The sequence below is a fragment of the Thalassoroseus sp. genome, from assembly GCF_984380535.1.
The window spans coordinates 1-3,466 of the sequence record NZ_CFHRBF010000047.1 but is presented as its reverse complement, the minus strand read 5'-3'; the positions used below and the strand labels follow the sequence as shown (position 1 = coordinate 3,466).

Annotated in this window: 5 protein-coding genes; 1 reads left to right on the top strand and 4 read right to left on the bottom strand. The window is 52.8% G+C overall.

All coding sequences use genetic code 11. The annotated features are described in order from the left end of the window. From AC5DDB_RS29860 to AC5DDB_RS29845, 4 genes are all read right to left on the bottom strand, one after another. A partial coding sequence (locus tag AC5DDB_RS29860) for an AAA family ATPase (protein WP_491743429.1) occupies positions 1-829 on the bottom strand: 829 nt, incomplete at its 3' end. Positions 830-923: 94 nt separating this feature from the next. Further along, positions 924-1,115 carry a DUF2997 domain-containing protein gene (locus tag AC5DDB_RS29855; protein WP_491743428.1) on the bottom strand — a complete coding sequence of 64 codons (192 nt, stop codon included), beginning with the start codon at positions 1,113-1,115 and terminating at the stop codon, positions 924-926. Continuing rightward, positions 1,112-1,480 carry a DUF1257 domain-containing protein gene (locus AC5DDB_RS29850; RefSeq protein WP_491743427.1) on the bottom strand — a complete coding sequence of 123 codons (369 nt, stop codon included), beginning with the start codon at positions 1,478-1,480 and terminating at the stop codon, positions 1,112-1,114. Before AC5DDB_RS29850 ends, AC5DDB_RS29855 begins: the two co-directional genes overlap by 4 nt. 704 nt (positions 1,481-2,184) lie before the next feature. Beyond that, positions 2,185-3,069 (bottom strand): hypothetical protein, encoded by an 885-nt coding sequence (locus AC5DDB_RS29845; protein ID WP_491743426.1) that lies wholly within the window; start codon positions 3,067-3,069, stop codon positions 2,185-2,187. A gap of 18 nt (positions 3,070-3,087) precedes the next feature. On the opposite strand from AC5DDB_RS29845, the gene AC5DDB_RS29840 reads away from it, so the two are divergent. Further along, on the top strand, positions 3,088-3,466 hold a 379-nt coding region (locus AC5DDB_RS29840; protein WP_491743425.1), incomplete at its 3' end, for a hypothetical protein.

The following is a 3,466-nucleotide window of genomic DNA, read 5'->3' as shown; positions in this document are numbered from 1 at the left end:
CCAGGCATTTCACGAAGCTGCTCTTTCCACAACCTGGGGGCGAGAGCAGTAGCACACCCTTTGGACGTTTGAGCGGATTGGCGTCTCCCTGTCGCCGCATCGTCCGCAGACAAAACTCCTTGAGCGCAGACAGTCCGCCCAAGTCGTTAAAACTGTCCTCACCGCGATGCAGGTGCAGTAGCCCGTTTTTCTTGAGCGTTTGTGACTTGAGTTCCCAGAGTGTCTCCGGCTGAATCCGCCCTTCGCGAACGAGCGACAACGAGAACGCTCCCTCGGCTTCATACCGCGTTAATCCCGCGGCGGCATCTAGGACTCTTCCGAACTCGTCGTCAGCCGGCAGTTCACCCGGTTCGGTCGCCACGCTGTGAGCAAGTTCTGCGAGTTGTTCCCGATCCGGCAACTCGTGGTTGAGAACCACGAACAGCTTTGCCAGTTCCACGGGAATGTCAACCACCGGCGAGAGGACGACCACGAAGGTGCGAATCTGCTTGCCGATGAAAAACTGCCGAAGCAAAGCCTGCACAATCTCCGCGGAGTTCAGAAACCGATGAAAGTTGGGTAAGACGAGGAGCGTGGTTCCCTGAGGATCGGCCACGCCGCTTAGCGACCGAATTGCCGCCAGCGGATCACTTTGGTTGGCCGGTTCATCGAGACGACTTGGTCCATGCAGACCGCGTTCGATGTCCCAGACAAGCAGACTCCACCTCTGCGAATCGCACAACGCCCCAATCTCGGCCAACGCCTCGTCGTGTTCGGCCGACTGAACCCACAGTCCCGTAAAGCAGGCTGCGACGTGTTCTTGCAAATTGTCTCTAAGTGTCTTCTTCATCAAAAATCTCCTGTACCAAAGAAAAGAGCCTTCAGGTCTCTGACACGCTCGTCGCGCGGACTTGAAGGCTCGTATGGAAAGCGATGGGAACGGACTACTCCGTTCGTGACTGCTGTTCGTTCTGCGTCGCCGAGTGATAGTACTCGGCCGTGAGTTGCCGACTTGTCGTTTGTCCGAGGGCAATTTCAAGAAACCGAGTCGCCTGCTTGCATTCCGTTCCCGAGAAGCCCTTTGTTTCGACTCGTGTTTGACCTTTGGATGAGACAATGATTTCAATTGCCTTCATACGCGACTCCCAACATGAACCGTGAGTTTGACCGATCCGTCCGCCAATGATTGTTCCGTCACACTATGCCCCTGACGTCGTGCTTCGATTCGTGTCTTTTCAATCGCGTAACGTTGTAGAAATGCATCCAAGTGACGTTGTTCTCCCCAGCGACTATTAAAATTGTCACACAGCATTCGCCCACTTGCCAAATCATAGACCACTGGATATCTCCACTCGGGCAACTCCACCGCCCAACCGGTGGCCTCGCCACTAAACAATGTGACGGTCCGATGCCTTGGCTCCGGCAGTCGAAGCCACTCACAAGCAGCCCGCACCGCAGCCACATCCCGCACCTCAGTCTCGATCATCACAATGTGCGACATTCCCAAACGCTCCTTTCAGAAGCAAACCTAGGCCGATAGGGCATCGACCACAAACAAGAAAAGCCCGGTAACCTCAAGCACTGACGCTTGAAATCACCGGGCGACATAACAAACAACTGACTTGGAGATAGCTAAACATCTCCTATATAACTTGACACGTTTTTGACCAAAATTTAGGTGACGACCATCGTTGCCTTGACAACGTTTCTCAGTTTGCATGGGCAAGCAGCGTTCGTGCTGTAAAATCCGGATTGCAGACCTATACACTAGCCAGCTAGAAAATAGGCGGTCTTGTTTCAAATCATCTAGAAAAAAGATCATAAGGCTGTCAAGCGGCAATGCTTGTACGGCAGGCCCACGTCTGCTGTGACTTGAGTCCTATGTCAACAGCAGCTTTGTACAGCGATTCTCGGCTTCAGTTTGATTGCTTTGTAGCAGTACACCTACTGATCGAGATTGCTTGTTTGTGAGTACAACAATGTTTTTTGAAGACATGAGAAGCTATCAACTGCAATAGCTCTCGTGCAGCGTTGTTCGGCGGGTCGACCGTTTTGGGTACAGTTGCTTCATTGGTAGATTTCTCGGCCATGCACTCCTCCATCTCTTTCTTCTAGGTTGGCGCATGACAAACCCCACGACCAGTTGGACGTGGGGTTTGCTGCAGAAAGCTTTTTAAGCTTGATTGATTAGATCTCGTAGCGATCCTAAATCTGCCCCGCGTCTGGTAGCGGTGCAAAGTGGTATCGTTTGTGTAAATGACGTCGCAGTTTCGGATAGTCATCTGGAGGTGCAGTCAAAGGCAGATATGGATCGGTGATTCCGAGTCCGTCCATTCTTCGTTGCAACGCCGCAGCACGTTGTGCCGCGGTCGTAGTGATGCCGCATTCATCAGCAGCTTGACGTTCGCTTTTTTCCGACCGTCGCAAGTTCATGATTCGCTCCCGGAAGGCGGCTCGTTGAGGTGGATTGAAAAGATCTAAAGTGATGACTTGTTCCAAGGGACGATCCAGAACCGCACGCGACATGGGCTCGTCCAAGAGTCCTGAAGCGTGTACTCGGAATTTGGCCCGTAGCACTGGAGCGCCACCATCACACAGCCGGTACGGAAAGACGACGATGCGGGCAACCAGGCGACGCATGAGTTTGCAGAATTCCCAGCTCTCTTCGGCGAGTTCGTAAACGGAATCTCGAGCAGCTTGCCTTAATTCCTCCATGGCTGGAATTTCAATTCTTTGGCTTGGCGTTTCGAGTATCCGCTGACGTTCAACCAGTATCTCTCGACGCTCGGTTTCCAGTCGATCCATTTCAACTCGAATTCGCTCGAAAACTTGGCCGTTGCCGATGTAGGCGACAAAATTATCAAGTTGTCGATCAATGTCTTTTAGCCGTTGGTCATATTGGGCCAAGTCTTTCTTTCGTTCCGCATCGAGGCGGTTGGCTTCGGCGTTGATATCCGCAAGAAAAGCTTTATCGAAATCGGGCAGAGATTCGATCGTCTCCAATACTGCCGATCCAATCAGTCGTGCGGCCAGTGGACCATCGACCGTGATTCCATTCCAGCAGTTGTGCTTGCGCGCTCCGTCGCACATGAGGTGATCTCTTTGTCCATGGCCACCAAACACGTACATGTGGCCGCAAATTCCACAGTAAAGCATTTGTCCGGGAAATCGAGTCCGCTTGCGCGGCATATGTTGACGCGGATCAACGCCATTGACGTTCCGGGAGTAACGCGAGTTCTTTTTGTTTACCTTGTTGATGATCCTGTCACGGTACTCGGCGGAGAAGAAAGCCAGATGTGGCACTTCTCGCTCAAGAAGCATCGACGGATCGGCCTTTCTCGTCCGGTATTTTCCGCGGCTGTCTCGCCAACTTTCACTCTTGTTGCGAAGGCGGACACCTTTCAGCAACGGATTCCTGCTGACCCGCCCCAGCATCGTCCCATCCCATTTTTCTGCTTCGCAGTAAGGACCGGTTGGTACCCCTTCC